The sequence below is a fragment of the Rhodoplanes sp. SY1 genome, from assembly GCF_046000175.1.
Lineage (GTDB): Bacteria > Pseudomonadota > Alphaproteobacteria > Rhizobiales > Xanthobacteraceae > Rhodoplanes.
Genome location: NZ_JBEOMB010000283.1, coordinates 1 through 499, shown reverse-complemented (window position 1 = coordinate 499; position 499 = coordinate 1). Strand labels below are relative to the sequence as shown.

The following is a 499-nucleotide window of genomic DNA, read 5'->3' as shown; positions in this document are numbered from 1 at the left end:
GTGAAGAACGCTGGCAAGGACCAGGTCGACGCGGCGCTCCAGGCCGCCTACCTGACGCCCGGTCAGATGACGATCGTGTTCAACCCGCTCGCCGTGAACACCGGCGGCAAGCTGGTGCTGATCGACTCGGGCAACGGCGCCGCGGCCTTCGAGCAATCGAAGGGGGCGGTCGGCCAGTTCGCCAAGAACCTCGCGGCGGCCGGCATCGCGCCCGACACGGTCGACGCCGTGATCGTCTCTCACTTCCACGGCGACCACATCAACGGCCTGCTGACCGCCGACGGCAAGCCGGTCTATCCGAATGCCGAGATCCTGGTGCCGCAGGCCGAGTGGGCGTTCTGGATGGACGACGCCAACATGGCCAAGGCACCGGCCGGCAGCCTGATCGAGGGCAACTTCAAGAACGCCCGCCGGGTGTTCGGCGCCTTCGGCGAGAAGGTCACGCGCTATCCGCACGACAAGGAGGTGGTGACCGGGATCACGCCGATCGCGACGCCCG

At 67.9% G+C, this 499-nt stretch carries 1 protein-coding gene; it reads left to right on the top strand.

Annotated elements, in window-relative coordinates; genetic code table 11:
* On the top strand, window positions 1-499 hold a 499-nt coding region (locus ABTU92_RS29130; RefSeq protein ID WP_408095044.1), incomplete at both ends, for an MBL fold metallo-hydrolase.